Genomic DNA, 271 nt, shown 5'->3' on the forward strand with positions numbered 1-271 from the left:
GCGTCGTTACCTGTCGTCTGCGCATCCAATGTAATGGTTGGTGCAGCGGTGTCGATTTCGCCGTTATTGTCGGTAGCCGTAGTGGCATTACCCGCATCATCGGTAGCGGTGGCTTCAACAGTATAAGCACCATCGGCCATGTCCGCAGGTACGTCTGCGCTGAACGAGCCATCAGGCTGTACCGTTGCCGTGAAGGTTTGGGCATCACCGTTAGCATCGGTCACTGTGATCGACACGGTTTCACCGGCAGGTAAATCGGTGGTGCCTGATA

The 271-nt window shown here is 55.7% G+C and carries 1 protein-coding gene; it reads right to left on the bottom strand.

What is annotated here, in order from left to right:
- The coding region (locus ACXAFQ_RS20545; RefSeq protein WP_474825226.1) for an Ig-like domain-containing protein at positions 1-271 on the bottom strand (271 nt) is incomplete at both ends.

The organism is Alteromonas sp. ABH2_165 (assembly GCF_056159945.1).